Source organism: Rothia sp. LK2492 (assembly GCF_040946345.1).
GTDB classification, from domain to species: domain Bacteria; phylum Actinomycetota; class Actinomycetes; order Actinomycetales; family Micrococcaceae; genus Rothia; species Rothia endophytica.
Genome location: NZ_JAYWLX010000010.1, coordinates 21272 through 41801, shown reverse-complemented (window position 1 = coordinate 41801; position 20530 = coordinate 21272). Strand labels below are relative to the sequence as shown.

The 20530-nt window shown below is 56.3% G+C and carries 15 protein-coding genes; 13 read left to right on the top strand and 2 right to left on the bottom strand.

All coding sequences use genetic code 11. The features are described from left to right. The first annotated feature begins 191 nt into the window (after positions 1 to 191). The 7 genes from pta (at position 192) to VVR27_RS10120 (ending at position 9661) form a co-directional block, all read left to right on the top strand. Positions 192 to 2303 carry a phosphate acetyltransferase gene (gene pta / locus VVR27_RS10150; RefSeq protein ID WP_368548256.1) on the top strand — a complete coding sequence of 704 codons (2112 nt, stop codon included), beginning with the start codon at positions 192 to 194 and terminating at the stop codon, positions 2301 to 2303. 128 nt (positions 2304 to 2431) lie between these two features. Then, a complete protein-coding gene (locus VVR27_RS10145; protein ID WP_368548255.1) occupies positions 2432 to 3571 on the top strand; it encodes an acetate/propionate family kinase in 1140 nt (379 codons plus the stop codon). A 348-nt stretch (positions 3572 to 3919) separates the two neighbouring features. Next, on the top strand, positions 3920 to 4924 hold the full coding sequence (locus VVR27_RS10140) for a hypothetical protein (RefSeq protein WP_368548254.1): 1005 nt from the start codon (positions 3920 to 3922) through the stop codon (positions 4922 to 4924). A gap of 1086 nt (positions 4925 to 6010) precedes the next feature. Beyond that, entirely contained in the window at positions 6011 to 6226 is a 216-nt protein-coding gene (locus VVR27_RS10135; protein WP_368548253.1) for a hypothetical protein, read from the top strand. Positions 6227 to 6452: 226 nt separating this feature from the next. Then, complete coding sequence (locus VVR27_RS10130; protein ID WP_368548252.1) at positions 6453 to 7856, top strand: M48 family metallopeptidase; 1404 nt, start codon at positions 6453 to 6455, stop codon at positions 7854 to 7856. A 23-nt stretch (positions 7857 to 7879) separates the two neighbouring features. Beyond that, positions 7880 to 8842 carry a bile acid:sodium symporter family protein gene (locus tag VVR27_RS10125; protein ID WP_368548251.1) on the top strand — a complete coding sequence of 321 codons (963 nt, stop codon included), beginning with the start codon at positions 7880 to 7882 and terminating at the stop codon, positions 8840 to 8842. A 114-nt stretch (positions 8843 to 8956) separates the two neighbouring features. Further along, complete coding sequence (locus VVR27_RS10120) at positions 8957 to 9661, top strand: LysE family translocator (RefSeq protein ID WP_368548250.1); 705 nt, start codon at positions 8957 to 8959, stop codon at positions 9659 to 9661. Here the strand turns inward: VVR27_RS10120 and VVR27_RS10115 are convergent. Next, positions 9658 to 11748 (bottom strand): glycoside hydrolase family 15 protein, encoded by a 2091-nt coding sequence (locus VVR27_RS10115; protein ID WP_368548249.1) that lies wholly within the window; start codon positions 11746 to 11748, stop codon positions 9658 to 9660. The two genes, VVR27_RS10120 and VVR27_RS10115, sit on opposite strands and share 4 nt — an antisense overlap. 103 nt (positions 11749 to 11851) lie before the next feature. On the opposite strand from VVR27_RS10115, the gene VVR27_RS10110 reads away from it, so the two are divergent. The 3 genes from VVR27_RS10110 to VVR27_RS10100 all read left to right on the top strand — a co-directional run bounded on the left by VVR27_RS10110 (position 11852) and on the right by VVR27_RS10100 (position 14768). Then, positions 11852 to 12178 (top strand): metal-sensitive transcriptional regulator, encoded by a 327-nt coding sequence (locus VVR27_RS10110; protein WP_368548248.1) that lies wholly within the window; start codon positions 11852 to 11854, stop codon positions 12176 to 12178. Positions 12179 to 12199: 21 nt separating this feature from the next. Next, a complete protein-coding gene (locus VVR27_RS10105; protein WP_368548247.1) occupies positions 12200 to 12415 on the top strand; it encodes a heavy-metal-associated domain-containing protein in 216 nt (71 codons plus the stop codon). Positions 12416 to 12506: 91 nt separating this feature from the next. Then, positions 12507 to 14768 (top strand): heavy metal translocating P-type ATPase, encoded by a 2262-nt coding sequence (locus VVR27_RS10100; RefSeq protein WP_368548246.1) that lies wholly within the window; start codon positions 12507 to 12509, stop codon positions 14766 to 14768. Here VVR27_RS10100 and VVR27_RS10095 read toward each other — a convergent pair. After that, positions 14761 to 15720 (bottom strand): helix-turn-helix domain-containing protein, encoded by a 960-nt coding sequence (locus tag VVR27_RS10095; protein ID WP_368548245.1) that lies wholly within the window; start codon positions 15718 to 15720, stop codon positions 14761 to 14763. The genes VVR27_RS10100 and VVR27_RS10095 overlap by 8 nt on opposite strands. Positions 15721 to 15871: 151 nt before the next feature. Here VVR27_RS10095 and VVR27_RS10090 point away from each other — a divergent pair, with 151 nt between their 5' ends. From VVR27_RS10090 to VVR27_RS10080, 3 genes are all read left to right on the top strand, one after another. After that, complete coding sequence (locus tag VVR27_RS10090; RefSeq protein ID WP_409349954.1) at positions 15872 to 17299, top strand: aldehyde dehydrogenase family protein; 1428 nt, start codon at positions 15872 to 15874, stop codon at positions 17297 to 17299. A gap of 80 nt (positions 17300 to 17379) precedes the next feature. Next, a complete protein-coding gene (locus VVR27_RS10085) occupies positions 17380 to 18897 on the top strand; it encodes a GMC family oxidoreductase (RefSeq protein WP_368548242.1) in 1518 nt (505 codons plus the stop codon). A gap of 259 nt (positions 18898 to 19156) precedes the next feature. After that, the gene (locus VVR27_RS10080) at positions 19157 to 20497 is read left to right on the top strand and encodes an MFS transporter (protein ID WP_368548241.1); all 1341 of its coding nucleotides are present in this window, start codon (positions 19157 to 19159) and stop codon (positions 20495 to 20497) included. Positions 20498 to 20530 lie beyond the last annotated feature (33 nt).

Sequence of the window (20530 nt, the reverse complement as noted above, 5' to 3'; positions counted from 1 at the left end):
CAGACTGTCAGCGTCTATCGCTAGCGTCCATCGCTGCAGCGAGCACACATGAGATGTCACACAAACGCACGGCGTATAGCTCTTAAAACTCACCTCAAGGAATAGACTCGGAGGTAAGGCAAAGCGCCCCCTTCGCGCCCGCACCGAGCCTGACGCGAGGGCCCAACCCGCCACAAGGAATATAGACACTGATGACCAACGGCATATACATCTCAGCGATGACCCAGGGCTCCGGCAAGTCCCTCATCGCACTTGGCCTCTTCGATTCTCTCGTCAAAGAAACCGACCGTGTGGGCTTCTTCCGCCCCGTTTTCGCCGGTGAAATCGAATCACACGACCCTATGATCCGACTGCTACGCGCCAAATACGAGCTGACCGAGGACCAGGCCCGCGGCGGTGTCTCACTAGATCGCTGCCGCGAATTGCTGGCAGAAGGCAACCATGAGGAAATGTCTTCTATTGCCGTATCGGTATATTCCCAAATGGCAGCGCACTGCGACGTGATTATCGTAGACGGCACCGATCTGCTCTCCCACAACGCAGCCACCGTTGAGTTTGACCTCAACGCCCAGTTCTCCCGCGACCTCGGCCTGCCCGTTATCGCGGTGGTTGGCGCTCAGGAAGCATCCGTGTCTGATGCCGTGAACGCCATCGACGTGGCGCGCACCGAACTGCACAACGCCAAAGTCGATGTGCTCGCCATGATGGTTAACCGTTGCCGCCCTGAGCTGCGCGATGAAATCGCAAAGAACGTCAAGCGTGGCCCCTCCAACCGTCCCGTCTACGTTCTGCCCGAACTGCCCGAAATGGCGCTACCCACCGTGGCAGAGGTTGTGCACAACCTTGGTCTGAACAGCGAAGGTATGAGCGCTGACTTCCTAGACCGCGACATTCACGACATCAAAATCGCGGCTATGACCGTCTCAAACTTTCTCTCCCAGTTCACCGACGGCGACTTCGTCATCGTGCCCGGGGACCGCTCAGACATCATGGTGGCCACCCTGGCATCCGCCCTGGCACCCAGCTTCCCCGCACCGTCTGGCATGCTACTGACCGGCGGCCTGACCAACGAACTAGGCAGCAATACCGCCATCGGCCAGCTGGTGGAAAAAGCCCCCTTCCCCGTCTTCTCCACCCAACTGGACACCTTCAAGGCAGGGCGCGCGGTCTCCCAGGTACGCGGCCAGCTAGCCCTCGCGCAACCCCGTAAAATCGCAGCCGCTCTAGGCGAATGGTTCCGCAACGTGGACGAAAAGGAGCTCTTCGAGCGCCTCGAACTTGAACGCCCCGCCACCATGACCCCCCTGCGCTTCCTGCACAACCTCATCGAAAAGGCACGCAGCGACCGCCGCTCGATCGTCCTGCCCGAAGGCTACGACCCCCGCATCCTACGCGCCGCGTCCATCATCGTGCGCCGCGACTTCTGCGACCTCGTCATCATCGGTAACCCCCAGCAAATCGCTGAAATCTGCCAGCGCGAATCCATTGACCTGCCCGTAGCGGACGGGAACAAGCGCGGGGTCACCATCATCGATATTGATGACAACGAATACTTCGATGACTTTGCTGCCACCTACGCTGAACTGCGTGCCCACAAGGGAATGACTCTTGAAGGCGCCCGCAACCGCATGATGGATCCCTCCTACTTCGGCACCATGATGGTTTACAAGGGCATCGTGCACGGCATGGTCTCCGGCGCAGCAAACACCACCGCCAACACCATCCGCCCCTCCCTGGAATTCGTTAAGACCCGCCCCGGCGTGAAGGTTGTCTCCTCCGTTTTCCTCATGCTCATGGAAGACCGGGTGCTGGTCTTCGGTGACTGCGCGGTCAACCCCAACCCCAACGCTGAGCAGCTAGCGGACATCGCTATCGCCTCCGCTGAAACTGCCCGCCAGTTCGGTGTAGACCCCAAGGTCGCCATGCTCTCCTACTCCACCGGCACCTCCGGCGCCGGCGCAGACGTCGAGATAGTAGTCGAAGCGACCGAGAAGCTCCGCGAGTCCAACCCCGACTTCGCCTTCGAAGGCCCCATCCAGTTCGACGCGGCATCCAACATGTCCATCGCCTCATCCAAGCTGCCCGACTCTGAGGTCGCAGGTAAAGCAACCGTCTTCATCTTCCCCGATCTCAACACCGGCAACAACACCTACAAGGCTGTCCAGCAGACCTCCGGCGCAGTCGCAGTTGGCCCCGTCCTGCAGGGCCTGCGCAAGCCCGTGAATGACCTGTCCCGCGGTTGCACCGTTGATGACATCATCAACACCGTTGCTATCACCGCAATCCAGGCACAGACCATGTAATTCAGGCTCCGCAAGGATGCGGGCTGGCTGACCAGGTACGGCGGCATGCACGCGCCTTCGCCAGCTGACCCTCTCACGGGTTCGCTGCCCCCATAAAGACTTTTCAACTATTAGAAGGAAAACACTTCATGCTCGTTCTCGTTATCAACTGCGGTTCATCCTCAGTCAAGTACCAGGTGCGCGACACCGCAGCTACCGGCGAAGACGCCCAGGTCATTGCTAAGGGCCTGATCGAAAACATTGGTGGGGCTGAGATTCCCACTCACACCGAGGCTCTACACATTATGGCTGAGGCACTGGTTGAGCCCCTGCACGGCAAGACCATTGATGCTATCGGCCACCGCGTGGTGCACGGCGGCGAGATTTTCTCTGAGCCCGTGATCATTACCGAGGACGTCATCACCAAGATTGATAAACTCTCACCGCTGGCTCCCCTGCACAACCCCGCCCACGTGCTGGGTATCCGTGCAGCGCAAGAAACCTACCCCGGTGTCCCCACGGTCGCTGTCTTTGACACCGCTTTCCACGGCACCATGCCCGCACACGCTTACCGCTACGCTGTTCCCGAGGACTTCTATGAGCAGTACGGCGTGCGCCGCTACGGCTTCCACGGCACCAGCCACGACTACGTGACCGGCATTGCCGCTGACTTCCTGGGCGTAGAGCGCAGCGAGTTCAACGGCGTCATCGCCCACCTGGGTAACGGTGCCTCAATCACCGCTATCGAAAAGGGCGCCTGCATCGACACCTCCATGGGCTACACCCCCCTGGCTGGTCTGATTATGGGCACCCGCTCCGGCGATATTGACCCCTCAGCACTGACCTCTGTGATGATTCAGAACCCCGAAATCACCGCTGAGAAGATGGACACCATCCTCAACAAACAGTCCGGTCTGCTAGCTATCGCCGGTAACAACGATATGCGCGAGGTTGTCGAGGCAATGGAGGGCGGCGACGAGCGTGCCAAGCTGGCACTGGACATGACCTCTTACCGCCTGGCCAAGTACATCGGTGGCTACCATGTAGCTGTTGGCGGCATGCAGGCACTGGTCTTCACCGCAGGTATCGGTGAAAATTCCTCACAGTTCCGCGAGCTGGCGATCTCCCGCCTGGGTGCCCTAGGCATCAAGCTGGATGCTGAGGCCAATCTGGTGCGCGGCGACGAGCCCCGCATTATCTCCACCGAGGATTCCGCTATCCCCGTTCTGGTTGTTCCCACCAACGAGGAAAAGGCTATCGCTGAGGCAACCGAGGCTCTGACCAAGTAGCCTTCTGCCTCTAGCTCACCTGCCCGCGTCCCTTTCTGTAGGGACGCGGGCAGGCTGTTTTAAGGGTTCCTGAGATTTATTCGATAGATTCTCCAAATAGAAGCCAAAATCGGAAACAGGTCACGCGAAACCTCCGTAAGTTGCCTAATGAGCTTATAAAACAGGAAAAAATCAGCAGTAGTCTTTAAGTTTATCTATTAGAGATCACAGGATATCCACCATCCCAGCGAGTAATTCTACTAAGACCAGTCAGGTTATTCACGAGAGAGACTGCCCTATACACGCAATCTGGAAAGCTTTATGCAACTGATACTATTAAAGTGATTACTCACACAAAGGAGAGAGTAAATGAGTAGTATTGACCCCGAGCAAGTCCGGAAACTTCGACAGCGAAGTGCAGAGCTCCGCACTCTTGAGCGGGAGGAGCGTGAGCGAAAAGCAAAACTAGAACGTGCTGCTATCCAAAAACGCAATAAAGAGCTACGTGAACGAACCGACCGCCTAAAAGCCATAAAAGGTAGCAGGCAGGGTTTTACCTTTGCTAAAGAAAATCTCATTTCAACTGTTCATTGGCTCGAAACCCACAGTGCTACAAGGTACCGTCCTGAAATCTACTTACTCGACCAAGGATGTACTAACAAGTTCAGACGAGAGTTCCCGTTGACACCTGAACTAAATCTCTCATCACTTCCTTCCGAGGAAGGAGTCATCTTTCTAAGCGAAAGTGTCATAAGTGGGCATGAAACACAATTTGAAAGCCGCATCGTTCCTTCAGAGAAAGACAATGTCAAAAAGCTTGGAGAGTCTATTGAAACAGTAACAGCTCTTCTATGGGCGCATAGGTCACACTCTACTCTACTAAACCTAGTCACCTTCCGAGTAGATGTTTCCCCCAGTAAAGACACTATCTTACCCGAAACCATTCAAACTAGAATTTCGTTCGAAGTGCCAAATAAGAAAAATATTATTAATCTTAGCTCATCTGATATAACCCTAATTGAACAAAAAATATATCAAATGTTTGGTTACATATTGCAGCGCCTTGATATTCCTCTTATGGAATCCCAGAGTACCCAAAAAATAAAAAAAATACATCTCACCAATGATTCTCCACCCGATATTCAGACAGTTACTATTTCAAATTATAAGAGCAGATCTACAAACCTACATCCCGAAGAGCATCTTACAAAAAAATACAGAGACCATTCCCATCGTTTTGACGTACGGGGTCACTATAGAAATATTCGAGTGAACAGAGATTCTGAGGAGACTAAAAAGGTTTGGATAGATGGATACGTGAAAGGTTCTATCGAAAAACCCTATGTTAAGAAGAAAAGGATTTGGAAAATATAGAAAAATTAAACCAATTTAAATAGATTTTGAAATTAACGATTTAATTCACTGGCTGGCTTAGTTCCTACCATTCCAAAAAGAAAACCTAAACATCATTGACAATTATTAAGATCACCACAATGGACATACTATCCCACCAAATACTTTGATTTTCACCTAGTAAGCTAAATAGCAATATATTCAGACATGCCAATTTTCTCCATTATCGCAATTTGATTAGTTAGACGAGAAGAATTTATCGACTCAATACCAATAAGCGATGTCAATAAGAAAACACCCGCTCCAGCCTGTCAAAACAGAACCTTTTGAGAATTTCCAATAATCACCCCTATCCATCCCCATATGGTACTTCCTTCCACTTGTTCCAATTCAGAAAAAATATTAATAATACATACCCCAAAGTCATGATCGATAGAGCCCTTATGGTGAAATCCGCATCTTATTGAAAGCCAGAGAAATTAATAAATGTAAGACTAGCGAAATTTGCACACTTCCGGTAAAGAAAAATAAATAAAATACGAACCAGTTAATTCTCCCATAGAGGTTCAAGTACGGCTCAACAGGAACGACAAGTGGTACGCCAACTTTTAGTATCAATAGTACTAAAGTTAGCTCTAGCACCATGGTAAAAAAGAATTACAGTAAACCTAACCCCTTCTCAGGCCTCTTAAGGAAGAAGAAAATCCTTGGTTGAAGGAACCATTTTTTGTTTTTAATTCAGAATATTTAATTTCATAATAATTTCTCACGCAACGACCTTTTATTTTCTGAACCCTGCATAAAATTATATTTCTCTTAAATCGTCGGATATAGAATTTCTTACTGCAAGAAAAATTGTACTAAATAATTTACTTCAAAACGCAAAGGGTCTCATCTAAAATGAAATCAGAATTCCGTATAATATCGGCCTTATAACTATATTTATCTGCATACCTCCCATCGGGCTACATGGCCACTTACTTAAGTGAATTAGCAGGACCTTGTGAGGACTCGGCCGGAGAGATAGATTCAAGCTACCTCTCTTTTATTGCTTGCCGGCAAGGACGCCGGTTAGACCGTTAAAAGCTGGGCAAGAAAGGAGATGCCATGAAGGTGAAAATTTTGGCTACTGTAGGAATACCGGTAGCATTAGCAACCCTCATTTACAGCCTGTGGAGTTTCTTTAACCCGGAGACATCCAATCAATATGTGTTGCTTCAGCTACCTGTGCTCATGATAGTTTTTCTCACTCCCACTGTGGTGCTCTCCAACCGTCAGCGTCAGCAGAAAAGCATCACCGACTCCCTCGATATTACTGCTTAGGAGCACCCATGTTTCAGATCAGCCCCCTAGAACTCCTGGTTCTCGCCGTCTGCATCGTGCTACTCTTCCTGCTCTTTTCTTCCCGCTTTAAGCGCAAGTAGTTAAGGGCGGCAACGGCTAGCGCCCCGCCGTCCTTTCTTGTTCTGCCCACCACCTAACCCACGCCCCTTCCCCGCTTTCTTGCTAGTGTTATACAGGAAGTACAGGTCTAACCAGCGAGAGACGCATGAGCGAAACACCCTACGGCATCGAACCGCCCCAGCAGCAGGCGGCTCAGCAACCCGGAACACCATTACCCGATGACCTCTCGCGCGGCTGGCTACCAGAAGACACCCGGCAGCGCCCCGTCTCACCGCTACCGCAGCCCAAGCTCTTTGGCTTCCAGTCGCTGCTGCCCTTCAAATTCCTCAACGCCATCCGCCACCCCGCTGAAGTGCCGCTGGTGGCTATGGCCTACGCCCTGACCTTCATGGTCTACATCGGCGGCGCTGTCTTCCTCATCGTTCAGCTGACACGTTTCATCGTGGAACCAGACTTCTTCTGGATCCCCAGCAACCTGGTGCTCCAGCTCATCGTGATTGCCCTCTACCTGCCCATCATCGCCTTCTTCGTGCGCGCCATGAACTACGCGCAGATGCGCATCCAGGGCGTTCGTATGTCGCCCACCCAGTTCCCCGAGGGCTACCAAATGGTAGTCGAAGCTGCCCACGCTGCCGGTCTGCGCCGCGTGCCGGACGCCTACGTGGTGGCCGGTAACGGCGTCATCAACGCTTTTGCCTCCGGGCACGGGCACCGCCGCTTCATCGTTATCTACTCCGACCTCTTTGAAATCGGTGGAAAAGCACGCAACCCCGAGGCTCTACGCTTCATCATTGGTCACGAAGTGGGGCATATCGCCGCTGGCCACGTCAGCTATTTCCGCCTCATCTTTACCTCATTCTTTACACAGATTCCCTTCCTGGGCACACTGCTTTCCCGCACCCAGGAATACACCGCCGATAACTTTGGCTACCGTTTCTGCCCCGAAGGCGCCGAAACCACCACCTCCGTGCTTGCCGCCGGTAAGTACCTGATGAATGACGTGAACTTTCACGAGCTCGCCAACCGCGCCGTCTACGAGCGCGGATTCTTCACCTGGCTAGCCAACCTCAACACCACCCACCCACCGGTTACCTGGCGTGCCCACGCCCTGCGCGACCGCACCGAGCCCGGACGCCTGGTCTGGCGCCCCAAGAACAACCCGGTCTACCCTCTCTCTGCTGTGCCTGCTGCCGAACCGGCAGCCGCCTGGCCAGACCCGTTGCAGGCCAGCGACTTCATGCTCACCTACCCCGAGCGCGAGGACAACCAGCACTGGGGCTCAGTGCAGACGGTCTACCGCGAGCCTGCCCAGTACCGCGACCGCACCGTGGGCGATATGCTCTACACCGGTTGGGTGCCCCCGCAGTTCCGCGGCTATGTGCCCGGTAGCTTTGGTGACCCGGTGCGCGGGGCGGCAACACCAGCCGGCTCTAACCCGCAGGCAGACCCTGAAGCTTCCAGCTCGGACGCACCCCAGCGTCCTGCCCCAGAAACCCCGGACGCACCCGGTAACTCAGAGGGCACAACTGGCCCTCAGAACCCCGCTTAAACCGGGGGCTGGTGAAACCTAGCATGACCCTGAAAAACTTGCTGGCCCGCCGCCCGGATCCTTTGATCGTGCTGATTATCGTGGCGGTTATCCTGGCCATCCTTCTACCAGCTCGCGGTGACTTTGCCGAGGGCTTCAGCCTGGCCACCAAGGTAGCTATCGCTCTGCTCTTCTTCCTCTACGGTGCGCGTCTCTCACCTACTGAGGCGCTACAAGGCCTTAAGCATTGGAAGCTGCACAGCACCATTCTGGGCTTCACCTATCTGGTCTTCCCCCTCTTGGGTTTAGCGCTCTACCCCCTGACCTATGTGTTGGGTCAGGAGCTCTACCTGGGTCTACTTTTCATGTGCCTGGTGCCCTCCACCGTGCAGTCATCGGTAGCTTTCACCTCGCTTGCACGCGGTAACGTCGCCGGGGCTATCGTCAGCGCCAGCGCCTCCAATATCGCCGGTATTCTGCTCACCCCCCTGCTGGTGATGTTGCTTATGCGTAATGGTGACCTAGTCATTTCTGGTAGCGCCTTCCTGGATATTTCTATTCAGCTTCTCCTGCCCTTCCTCATCGGCCAGCTACTGCGCCGTTGGGTGGGTGGGATCGCTAAAAACAAACTCACCAAAAACGTTGACCGACTCTCTATTGGCATGGTGGTCTATTCCGCTTTTTCAGCGGGTATTGTGGACGGCGTGTGGTCCCGTATCGGCATCTGGCAGTTGGTCGTCCTGGTGATTCTGTCCCTGCTCATTGTGGAGTTCATGCTTTGGTTCAGCGGCTTTGTATCCAATAAGCTGGGCTTTAGCTACGGTGATCGGGTGGCAGTTCAGTTCTGTGGTTCCAAAAAATCACTGGCAACCGGGGTTCCCATGGCAGCGGTCATCTTCGGTGGTGGCGCAGTTGGCGCCATTATTTTGCCGCTGATGATTTTCCACCAGGTACAGCTGATGATTTGTGCCGCCCGCGCCGCCAAGTGGGCACGTCAAGCCCCCTAGACTCCAGGCCGGTCAGAGCTCAAGCTGGCTACTATCGGCACACCTAGAACACCCCCCGTCCTACATCCCAAAACTTTCTTGCACGTAGTAAAACTGCCTTGGTAGCGTGTGCCCATGACTCTTAGCCAGGCACTGATTGGTTTTGCGGGTATCGCTTTTCTGATCACCATTATTCCCGCCACTGATACTGCCCTGGTGTTGCGCTCCCTCGTAGCCCGGGGCAGAACCGCTGCCTTTGCCTGCATTCTAGGTATCACCGCTGGCCTGCTCATTTGGGGCGTAGCGGCAGCCACCGGCCTGGCGGTGCTTATGGCAACGGCCCCGGGCGTCTTCGATGCCATCACCCTGGCAGGCGGTGCCTACCTCATCTATCTGGGCGTACGTTTTCTGCTCAATCTGCGCCACTGGGGATCAGTGACCGCTCTCAAAACGCAGGACGCCGCCCTAGCCAGTTTGCCAACCCCCGAGACTCCCGTGGGAAACTTTAATTCAGTAAGCACCCGTAGCGCAGGGATCTACCGGGATTTTTTAGCGGGCTTTATCGCCAACATTCTCAACCCAAAAATCGCGGTTTTCTACATTGCCACGGTGCCACCTTTTATGGTTGCTACCGTGCCCCCACTGCTGATGGGCACCTACCTGGCGCTCATCCACGGTGGTATCAACGTCGCCTGGTTCGCGGTCATCGTCGCCCTGGCGTCCCTGTCTATGAAGTGGCTCTTGCACCCACGCGCCACCCTAGTAATTGACGGGGTGGCAGGCACCGTGCTGGTGATTTTTGGTGCAACTATCCTCTGGGAAGCTGCCCTTAGTCTCTAAAGACCCAGCGCCTCAACCACACGAATTAAAGAAATATGAGCAAGAGCCTGCGGGAAGTTACCGGTCAGACGCTCATGGGCAAAGTCGTACTCCGAACTCATCAAGCCCAGGTCATTGGCGCAGTCCAGCACCAGATTCAGCAGGGCGCGGCCGTCTGCTTCACGTCCTGAACGAATATATTGCTCAGCCAGCCACAGGGTGGAGATGAAGTGGGGGTTATCCTGCCCCTCAAAGCCGTCGTGCGAATCGGAGTTGTCATAGCGGTAAATCATGCCCGAAGCATGTTGGATGGTTTCCTCGATACGCTTGACGGTCGCCAGCATCCGCGGGTCATCCCAAGCAACCAGCCCAATTTGGGGTAGCTGCAGCAGGGAAGCGTCCACGCTAGAACCACCGTAGATTGAGACAAAGCAACCCAAAGCTTCGTTGTAACCGCGGGTCAGAATGTCCTCAGCTACGGTGTCACGGCAGGCTTCCCAGGTGGCGGCATCGCCGTCCATGCCGTAATCACGGACCGCTGACACACCAGCATCAAAGGCAGCCCAAAGCATCGCCTGAGAGTGGGTATAGGTGGAAGGTTCACCGTAGATTTCCCACATCGACCGGTCAGTTTCACCGATACGCTCAGTGGCCGCGTTCAGCAATGCCTTCTGGATGGGCCAGGACAGGTGATCTTCAGCCACACCCTGCTCACGCAGGTTCGCAAAGGTCACCAGCACCTGCCCCAGGGCATCCCCTTGGAACTGGTCACCAGAACCGTTACCCGAACGAACCGGCTGTGAGCCCTCATAGCCGGGGAGCGCCAGGCGGCGTTCCATATCGTCCTTCTCGCCCGCCAGCCCGTAGACCGCGTGAATCTGACGCGGGTTATTGGCAAGGGCGCGCAGAATCCAGTTGCGCAGCTGCGCGGTTTCACGTTCGTGCCCGTGGGTTAGGGTGACGTCCATAGCCATGGCGACGTCGCGTAGCCAGGTGAAGCGGAAGTCGTGATTACGTTTACCGCCGATGACCTCAGGTAAAGAAGTGGTCGCTGAGGCAACCAGCGCACCGGTCTCCCGGGAAATCAGGGCACGTAACACCAGCAGTGAGCGTAGACGAGCTTCGCGGTAGCGGGCGTCTGCCTCTTCGCGGTGGGACTCTTCTGTAGGCACGGCAAGTGGCGTGGCAGCGGTCTGCGCTAGTTCTCGGTAGGTTTCTTCGTCGACCTCTAGCGAACTGGTGTTGGACCCGCTTTCAAGCAGAATAGAGGAGGTTTTGAGGCTCTCGGTTGCATCCTCTTGGAACTCGGGCACCGAACGCACCGCAGAGATTTCTTCTGGGCTGGCTGCATCAGCGTCGGTCGTATCAGCGCCCGCCGTATCAGCACCAATGGCCTGAGGCTTAGTTTCTTCTTCTGGAGCGGTATAAAGATCAGACCACTCACTCCACTGATCCTGGGTGTAGGTCAGTGCCGTGGCATAATCGACCGGTACCGGCGGATTGTGGTTAGAGGCAAAGTAAGACAGCGCAAAAGTATAGCTCTGACCTGCTGAAACAGTGAAGGTTTCCGCCTTGGATTCAGGGTCACCCTCAGGCACACTATCACCGCGGAAAACCAACGCGTGGGGGCCAGCCATCCCCACCAGCATGGCTGCATCCGGGTCTGATGAACCATCTGAGCTGGTGCCTTCATAGCGGGTCACCCAGGGCACGGTCTTGCCGTAGTCAAAGCGCATAGCTAGCTCGTGGTACATGGTGACCTCACCGGTGAGGCCCTCAACATTACGAACGATGGTGGTACCGCCAGAAAGGGGCATAAACTCGGTGACGCGCACACTGGCGTCCCCCACAAACCAGACGGTCTGCAGAATAAAAGTGTTTTCGCGGTAAGAGCGCTCAGTGCGCACCTCTTCTACCGGAGCTGGGTTCACCGATTCGAGGGGAGCCAGGAGCCAGCGCCCGTGCTCACGCTCGCCCAGCAGAGCTGCAAAGACTGCGCGGGAGTCAAAGCGCGGAGCGCAGAACCAGTCGATAGAACCAGCCCGTGAGACCAGAGCACCGGTGTTCATATCTGAAAGTAGAGCATAATCCTCGATGAATGAAGCCATGCCACCCAGTCTAACAGGGGGCTTATTAAGACTGCGGAGATGATCTAGAACTACCGGAGGTAAGACACTTGAAGTATACCCCTATAGGGTATACATTAAAGGTATGTGCGAAGAAGATTCAAGCCCCACTGCACCCCACGGTTACACCCCTGAGAAGGACGCCTACCTCAAACGCCTACGCCGCATTGAAGGGCAGGTGCGCGGGGTCGCTCGCATGGTGGAGCAGGATACCTACTGCATCGACGTTCTCACCCAGGTAGCCGCTATCAACAAGGCACTGCACAGCGTCTCACTACAACTGGTAGAAGACCATGTGCGGCACTGTGTGGTCGGCGTAGCCACCGAAGCTCAGACAAGCGGCAACCCAGAATTCTTGGACGCCAAATTATCCGAAGCTATGACCGCCATCAGCCGACTGGTCAAAAGCTAACCCGACTCAAGGAGAAAACCCATGTCAGCAACCATCGTCAAAGCCACCGGCCTGACCTGCAACCACTGCGCTATGAGCGTTACCGAAGAACTCGAAGAAATCGAGAACGTGACCAACGTTGAGGTCGCTGTCGTCAAGGACGGAGAATCGACCGTCACCATCACCCACGACGGAAACCTCACCAACGACAGCATTGAAGCCGCTATTACCGAAGCCGGCTTCACCCTGGTTAAGTAAGCGCAGCCTGCATGGGCAACCTATCACCAGCAGAGGGATTACCCCCTGCTAATGACGCTTTACCCATGCCCCCGATGGAGGAAACCACGCCATGATCTCTACACCCAACACCACGGCCTCCGCTCCGGAGGTCTCTAACACCCTGAGCCAGCCAACCCGCATCGTCACCCTGGACGTAGGCGGCATGACCTGCGCGTCCTGCGTGGGACGGGTAGAACGCAAGCTGAAAAAGCTGGGGGTGGACCCCTCCGTCAACCTGCCTTTGGAAACCGCCCGAGTGATTGCCCCGGCGAACATCAGCGATGAGCAGCTGATCGAAACCGTGGAAAAGGCTGGCTATAGTGCACGCCTCAAAGAGATAGATGCCCCGATAAATGAGCAGGAGGCGGGCACCTCGCTGACGCTCCGCATTGTGGTGGCGCTGATTTTTGCGGTGCCGGTTTTCTTTATCTCCATGTTTTCTAGCTTCCAGTTCCCGCACTGGGGGTGGGTAGTTGCCGCCCTGACCTTGCCGGTTGCCACGTGGGCGGCGTTACCCTTCCACCGCCCCGCCTGGACCAATCTCAAGCACGGCTCCTTCACCATGGACACCCTTATTTCCCTGGGTGTCATCGCCAGTTTCGTCTTTTCGCTCTGGCAGCTTCTTGTTGACCCTTCCATGACGGCTCATGCGGGCGTGTCCCATGGCGGGCACGGCATGGACCATCAGCTCTACTTCGATGCCGCCGCCATGATTACCACCTTCCTGCTAGTGGGCAGACAGATTGAGCATTCCACTCAGCGCAGGTCTTCTCGAGCCCTGCGTAACCTCCTGGACTTGGGCGCTAAAAGTGCCACCGTGTTGCGGCAGGGGCAGGCTGTACAAATTCCCGTCAAAGATTTGCTACCGGGTGATGAATTCCTGGTGCGCCCCGGTGAGAAAGTTGCGGTGGACGGGCAGGTAATTTCTGGCCGTTCAGCCCTGGATACTTCCCTGCTGACCGGCGAATCAGTGCCCGTTGAGGTTGGCCCCGGGGACCCGGTGGTGGGCGCGACCGTGAACACCTCCGGTGCGCTGACAGTGCAAGCAACCCGGGTGGGTGCCGATACCGTTCTGGCGCAGATGGGTAGGGCGGTCGCCGAGGCTCAGGCCACCAAGGCGCCTATCGCCCGCCTAGCTGACCGTATTTCGGCGGTTTTTGTGCCCATCGTGATGGGTATTTCTCTGGTGGTTTTGGCGGGCTGGTTGCTGATCACCGGCGATGTCAACGCCGCTTTTACCGCAGCGGTTTCGGTGCTGGTAATTGCCTGCCCCTGTGCCCTGGGTCTTGCTACCCCCACCGCTCTGCTGGCGGGTACCTCGCGGGGCTCACAACTGGGTATTTTGATTCGGTCAGCGCGGGTGCTAGAAAGCACCCAGACGGTAGACACTGTGGTACTCGATAAGACCGGCACCGTGACTACCGGCGAGCTTACCCTTGACCGTGTGCTACCTCTGGGTGACTGGGCAGAAGACCAGGTACTACAACTAGCAGGAGCTGCCGAGGCGCCCTCCGAGCACCCTCTAGCGCGTGCAATTACCGGGGCTGCCCGGGCACGCGGTTCGCTGGCCTCTGTCGATGATTTTGAGTCTGTAGCAGGCGGTGGCGTGCGTGCCACCGTCACCTATCACAGGCAGCCGGTGCGCACCGTAGTGGGGCAGGTCTCCCACCTGGTGAACGAGGGCGTTGAAGTTTCTGACGCTATTAGTCAGCAAGTGCATAGCCTGCAAGAAGAGGGGCTAACCACCGTGCTTCTGGCAGTGGAGGGCCACCTTGCCGGTCTACTCTGCTTACAGGATTCACCGAAGGACGACGCCGCGCCCGCCCTTGCCGAGCTCAAAAAGTTGGGCCTTACCCCGGTTCTTTTGACAGGGGACGCCGCACCGGTGGCCCGCGCTGTTGCCGCCCGTGTGGGCATTGATCCGGAGCACGTTTTTGCCGGGGTTAGCCCAGAAGACAAGCTGGATAAGGTGACGCAGCTGCAGGCTGGTGGTCATGGCGTTGCCATGGTAGGTGATGGAGTGAATGACGCCGCCGCCCTCGCGAAGGCCGACCTGGGAGTGGCGATGGGTTCGGGCACCGACGTTGCCATGGAAGCAGCCGATATGACGATCATGCGCAGCGACCTGGCATCCTTACCTACTGCAATCAGGCTGAGCCGCGCGACCCTGAACCTGATTAAGTCCAACCTTTTCTGGGCTTTCGCCTACAACACGGTGGCGATTCCGGTGGCAGCAGCGGGCCTACTCAACCCCATGATTGCCGCCGCAGCTATGGCCTTCAGCTCGGTCTTTGTGGTACTGAATTCAACGCGGCTGTTGCGCTTTAGATAGTCAGCATCCTCGCCCTGTAGGCAGAGGGGCTTTCCCCGTATTCGGCCTTAAAGGTTTTGCTGACATGGGAGGGGTCAAAGAGGGCGTAGCGGGAGCTAATAGTCTGCACTGAGTCGGAGCGTAGCAGTGGGTTGGCCAGATCGTCTCGAATACGTTCTAGCCTGCGCGTCCTGATAAAAGTAGCTACCGTCAGCCCGTTGGTAGCGAATCTGCCGTGTAGTTGCCGCAGGGAAATATAGAGGGCGTCAGCTACCCGCCCCGGGCTAAGCTCCGGGTCGCCCAGGTGATCCTCAATGTAGGCAACCGCCTGGTGAAAAAGCAGATTGGCGGGTTCCCGCCCGGCGCTGCTGGATTCCGCCGCCATGACCGTGATCAGCATTTCCAGGGCAGAGCGCACCAGGGCGAGCGCGTGCGCCCCCTGCAACTCCTCAAGGTTGGCGGCAAGCTGCTCAAAGAGGGTGACGGCTACCTTACCAAGGCCCTGGCTATCTGAGAGTGAGGTGGCGGTAATCAGGCCCATATAGTCGGAGCTCATTTGCACGAAGTTTTGGGGGAAGAGCACGATGAGGCTGCGTTGATCGCCGGTGTATTCCAGGGTGTAGGGGCGTTTGGTGACGTAGAGTGCCAAGCTACCAGGGGTTAGGGTGCAACTACGCCCGTCCTGGGTGAGCACAGATTCTCCTTCTAACTGCAGGCTGAGCTTGCAGTAGCCGTCATGTTCTAGGTCGTGGCGGTTGGGGTCACGGCTGACGGTGTGCGCCGGGGTGCGCATGTCAAAGAGTTCAACCTCCCCCAGTGACGCGGTGCGGATGCTAGCGCGGAAGGAGGCGGGGTTGGGGCAGGTGATGGCGAGGTCGCCGAAACTTTCGGTGGCACCCAGACGCCACTGGGTCATGTTCATTTCGCCGTGCAGCACAAGGCCGCGGGCAGCTTTGGGGGTGCTCTGACCCATCTCCTCCCTCTCTCCCGTTTTGGACGACTATTTGAAATCTACAGGATAAGTGACCGGGAGCACAAAAAGCCAAGGGGTGTGCACGCTGCACCTAACGCTCATCGTCCACTGCTGGAGAGCATAGGGGTAACTATCTTTTGATGCTAAGGAGATGACAGTGCAGTCACTACCCACCACCTACCAAGAACTGCTCAGCCGTGTGACCGAAGGTGGCAGCCGCGAAATTTTTGATCCTGCTACCGAAGAGCTCATCGGTCTTGCACCCACCGCAACTGAAGCAGACCTGGATCGCAAGGTACAAGCTGCCCGTGAAGCCCAGGTTGCTTGGGCAAAACTCTCTCACGCCGAACGCAGCGACTACCTCATGAAGGCAGCCGATGCCATCGAAGCAACCACTGAACCCCTGGCAGAGCTACTCTCACGCGAGCAGGGCAAGCCGCTGAACGGCCCTAACGCCCGTTTTGAGGTGGGCGGCGCTGTGGCGTGGACCCGCGCCACCGCGTCCTTTGGGCTAGAAGAAGAGACCCTGGTGGACGACGGCGAAACCCGCGCGGTGCTCAATTACCGCCCCATCGGCGTAGTGGGTGGTATTGGCCCCTGGAACTGGCCCATGATGATTGCGATCTGGCAGATCGCCCCCGCCCTGCGCATGGGTAACACCATTGTGGTCAAGCCTTCTGAGTACACCACCCTGAGCGTGCTGGCGCTGGTTGAGGTCATGAACACCGCGCTGCCCGAGGGCGTATTAAATGTGGTCGCAGACAGTGCCGACCGCGCCCTGGGCCCCAAGATGTCGGTTCATCCCGGCTTCGATAAGCTGACCTTCACCGGCTCCACTGCCACCGGCAAAAAGATCGCGGCATCAGCTGCTGATTCTCTGAAGCGCCTCACCCTTGAACTGGGCGGCAACGACGCCGGCATCGTGCTAGATGACGCAGACCCCAAGGCGATTGCTGAGGGCCTCTTTTGGGGCGCCTTCATCAATACCGGCCAGACCTGTGCCGCCCTCAAGCGTCTCTACGTACCTGATTCTCTCTACGATGCGGTCTGTGAGGAGCTGACCGCGATTGCTCAGAACATGCCCATGGGCGTGGGTATTGAGGAGCAAAACGTCCTGGGCCCGCTGCAGAACAAGGCGCAGTACGACATTGTGGCGGACCTGGTGCAGAAGGCCAAAGACGGCGGTGGTCGCGTGCTACTGGGTGGCAACCCGGACGAAACTGCCCCCGGCTTCTTCTACCCCACCACCCTGATTGCCGACCTTGATAAGGACAACCCGCTGGTGGTTGAGGAGCAGTTTGGCCCTGCCCTGCCGATTATTCGCTACTCCACCCTGGAACAAGCACTAGAAGAAGCTAACCGTCTGGATGTTGGCCTGGGCGCCTCGGTCTGGTCCCCCAACCTTGAGCGCGCCCGCGAGGTTGCTGCGCAGATGCAGGCTGGCACCGTCTGGATCAATAAGCACGGTGCCATTGATCCCCGCATCCCTTTCGGCGGCATCAAGCAGTCCGGCTACGGCCTGGAGTTCGGTGTTGAAGGGCTCAAGCATATGGGTGTGCCTCACGTAATTTGCGAATAGATTTCACCCAACCACCCCGGTTTTCTTAAAAATTATCAGAGAATCGGGGTGCTCTTATATCTACAGTCAAAGGAGACATCATGTCAGATTTTCTAGTGGTGGGCGGAGGCTCTGCGGGCATTGTCCTCACCCGTAGGCTCTTGGATGCCGGCAAAACAGTGACCCTGGTCGAGGCAGGCTTGCGTGACCCCAACCCCGATATTGATCATCTCTATAACCTGGGTAAGCTCTGGCACAGTGAGCAGGATTGGGATTATTACACCGTGCCTCAAAAAGGCGCTCATGGCCGCCGCCTCCACCTGCCCCGCGGCAAGGTCTTGGGCGGTTCCCATGCGCTCAACGCCTGCATCTGGGTACGCGGTGACTCCGCTGATTACGATGCCTGGGAAGAGATGGGCAACTCCGGTTGGGGTTGGTCTGATGTGCTGCCCTTCTTTAAGAGAATTGAGAATTTTGACGGCGGCGCTTCAGCCACCCGTGGCGGGGATGGTCTCTTAGACGTGCGTGAAAATTTTAGGCGCAACCCCTTGCAGGAATCTATGGTCGAAGCGGCCCAGCAAGCAGGCCACACGCTGAACCCTGATTATAATTCGGGTGATGTTGAGGGTATCTCCCGCATGCAGCTCAACCTGCGCGATGGCGAACGTTTCAATGTCTGGCATGCTTACCTACGCCCAGTTGCTGACCATAAGAACCTAACCCTGATAACGGACGCTCGGGTTGAGAATGTGCTATTCGATGCTAACCGCGCAAAGGGCGTCCTATTGTATCAGGAGGGAAAGCCCCAAGAAGTACTGGCAGATACCGTCATTCTTTCAGCCGGTGCACTGGGTAGCCCCGAAATTCTGTTGCGTTCGGGCGTGGGGCCGCGTGCCGAGCTGGAACAGCTGGGTATCGAGGTAGTGGCAGATATTCCCGGTGTGGGCAAGAATCTGCATGATCACCTCTTGGCGCCGGTCATTTTTACTGCCAATAGGCCAATCCCAGCCTCAGAAGATGCGCCCGCCGAGGTGCACCTGTTCGCGAAGTCCTCACCCGCTCAGGCTGTTCCGGATACCCAGCCCATTTTCTTCTCGGTACCTATGTATTCGCAAGACTACGGGCAGGGGCAGATGGAGGGGCCCGCCGAAGCATTTACCCTGATGGCGGGCATTGTTCGCCCTGTATCTCGCGGTGAACTCAAGCTCACCGGGGCATCCCTGGCTGATCCAGTCACCCTCGACCTTGCAGCACTGAGCGACGATGAAGATATCGATGCTCTGGTTGCTTCCATCAAGCATTGCCGGGAAATCGGCAATCAGCAGGCGCTGGCCGGCGAGTGGGGCGCCCAAGAAATTTGGCCAGGTACATCGGTGCACAGTGATGAGGAGCTAGAAGCCTACGCGCGAGATGCTGTGGTGACCTATCACCACCAGGTAGGCACCTGTGCCATGGGCAAGGGCCCTGAGTCTGTTGTTGATTCCAGCAATTTGGCAGTGCACGGAGTTGAGAGCCTGCACGTCATTGATGCCTCGGTCATGCCAGTGATACCCACAGGCAACACCAATGCTCCCACCATCATGATTGCAGAAAAGGTAGTCGAAACTCTCGTGGGCTAGGCGTTCCACAATCTGTGTTCCCCTCAGGCAGGACGCCGGTATTTAGCTTGTTCGGACAGGCTAAGTGCCGGCGTCCTTGCGCTTCAGTCGTTATTTACTGACCGAACGGTAAAAAATTTTAGGAAACTATCGCACGGGGATTAAAAGTCGTATATGATTCATAATTAACCACCAAGATGTGACCCCCACCTCATAGATGAGAGGGGGTTGCACAGGGCATCAAGCGCACACGCGCCCCTCCACCAGCAGAGGTACATCAATGTCTTCACACGCAGCGGTAGCACCGCACAAAGTCAGCCGGGAAGAGCGAAAAGTTCTCGCCGGAACTCTCATCGGCACCACCATCGAGTGGTACGACTTCTTCATTTACGCCCAGGCCGCCGGCCTCATTCTGGCAACACAATACTTCACCCCCGAAGGTGAAGATAACACCATCGCACAGATTGTCGCCTGGGCCTCCCTGGGCATCAGCTTCGTCTTCCGCCCCCTGGGTGCTATCGTTGCCGGCCACATCGGTGACCGTTTCGGCCGCCGCATCACCCTGGTACTCACCCTTATCATGATGGGCATCGCCACCGTCGGCATCGGCTTCGTGCCTACCTACGCCTCAATTGGCATCGCAGCTCCTATCATCATCGTTTTCTTGCGCATCTTACAGGGCTTCAGTGCAGGCGGCGAATGGGGCGGCGCAGCCCTCATGTCCGTGGAACACGCCCCCCGCCACAAGCGTGGCTTCTTCGGCGCTTTCCCCCAGATCGGCGTCCCCCTGGGCATGATTCTGGCAACCCTCATCAACCTCTTCCTCAACTCCATCCTCACCGAAGAGCAGTTCCTCTCCTTCGGTTGGCGCATCCCCTTCTGGTCCTCCATCGTGTTGATTCTGGTGGGCTTCTACATCCGCCACTCCGTTGAGGAATCCCCTGTCTTCAAGGAGATGCAGAACCTCAAGAAGCGTGAATCTGCGCCCCTCAAGCAGCTCTTCAAGACCAACACCCGCCAGGTCATCCTTGCAGCGCTCATCTTCATTGCCAACAACGCAGCTGGCTACCTAGTCATCGCCTTCTTCATCTCATACGGCGTGAAAGCACTGGGCATGAGCCGCAGCGAAGCCATGACCGCGGCTATCATAGGCGGTTTTGGCTGGCTCATCTTCACCATGCTGGGCGGCTGGATGTCCGACAAGATTGGGCGCGTGCGCACCTTCCAACTCGGCTACGGCTTCATCATTCTCTGGGCCATTCCCATGTGGTTCCTCATCGACAGTGGCAACATCGTGCTCTTCACCCTGGCCATCTTGATCCTGACCATCGGCCTGGGCCCCTCTTACGGCCCCCAGTCGGCTATGTACGCCGAGATGTTCCCGGCAGCGGTCCGCTTCTCCGGCATCTCCATCGGCTACGCCATTGGTGCGATTCTCGGCGGCGCCTTTGCTCCCATGATTGCTGAAATGATTCTGCGTGAGACCGGTCAATCGTGGATGATTGGTTTGTATATCGTGTTCCTGTCAATTATTTCTCTTATTGCGGTCAGCATGGTGCCCAAGAGCAACCAGGAAATTGACCTGCACCCCGAGGAAACAAAAGAACCAGCACTCTCATAGCGGGGGCCTTACCTCCCCCTCACGCCAGCCGCT

Coding starts and splice junctions, on each gene's coding strand:
- VVR27_RS10090 (WP_409349954.1), top strand. CDS start 15,872: ATGACAGTGCAGTCACTACCCACCACCTACCAAGAACTGCTCAGCCGT.
- VVR27_RS10110 (WP_368548248.1), top strand. CDS start 11,852: ATGTGCGAAGAAGATTCAAGCCCCACTGCACCCCACGGTTACACCCCT.
- VVR27_RS10140 (WP_368548254.1), top strand. CDS start 3,920: ATGAGTAGTATTGACCCCGAGCAAGTCCGGAAACTTCGACAGCGAAGT.
- pta (WP_368548256.1), top strand. CDS start 192: ATGACCAACGGCATATACATCTCAGCGATGACCCAGGGCTCCGGCAAG.
- VVR27_RS10105 (WP_368548247.1), top strand. CDS start 12,200: ATGTCAGCAACCATCGTCAAAGCCACCGGCCTGACCTGCAACCACTGC.
- VVR27_RS10095 (WP_368548245.1), bottom strand. CDS start 15,720: ATGGGTCAGAGCACCCCCAAAGCTGCCCGCGGCCTTGTGCTGCACGGC.
- VVR27_RS10120 (WP_368548250.1), top strand. CDS start 8,957: ATGACTCTTAGCCAGGCACTGATTGGTTTTGCGGGTATCGCTTTTCTG.
- VVR27_RS10125 (WP_368548251.1), top strand. CDS start 7,880: ATGACCCTGAAAAACTTGCTGGCCCGCCGCCCGGATCCTTTGATCGTG.
- VVR27_RS10115 (WP_368548249.1), bottom strand. CDS start 11,748: ATGGCTTCATTCATCGAGGATTATGCTCTACTTTCAGATATGAACACC.
- VVR27_RS10080 (WP_368548241.1), top strand. CDS start 19,157: ATGTCTTCACACGCAGCGGTAGCACCGCACAAAGTCAGCCGGGAAGAG.
- VVR27_RS10135 (WP_368548253.1), top strand. CDS start 6,011: ATGAAGGTGAAAATTTTGGCTACTGTAGGAATACCGGTAGCATTAGCA.
- VVR27_RS10130 (WP_368548252.1), top strand. CDS start 6,453: ATGAGCGAAACACCCTACGGCATCGAACCGCCCCAGCAGCAGGCGGCT.
- VVR27_RS10100 (WP_368548246.1), top strand. CDS start 12,507: ATGATCTCTACACCCAACACCACGGCCTCCGCTCCGGAGGTCTCTAAC.
- VVR27_RS10145 (WP_368548255.1), top strand. CDS start 2,432: ATGCTCGTTCTCGTTATCAACTGCGGTTCATCCTCAGTCAAGTACCAG.
- VVR27_RS10085 (WP_368548242.1), top strand. CDS start 17,380: ATGTCAGATTTTCTAGTGGTGGGCGGAGGCTCTGCGGGCATTGTCCTC.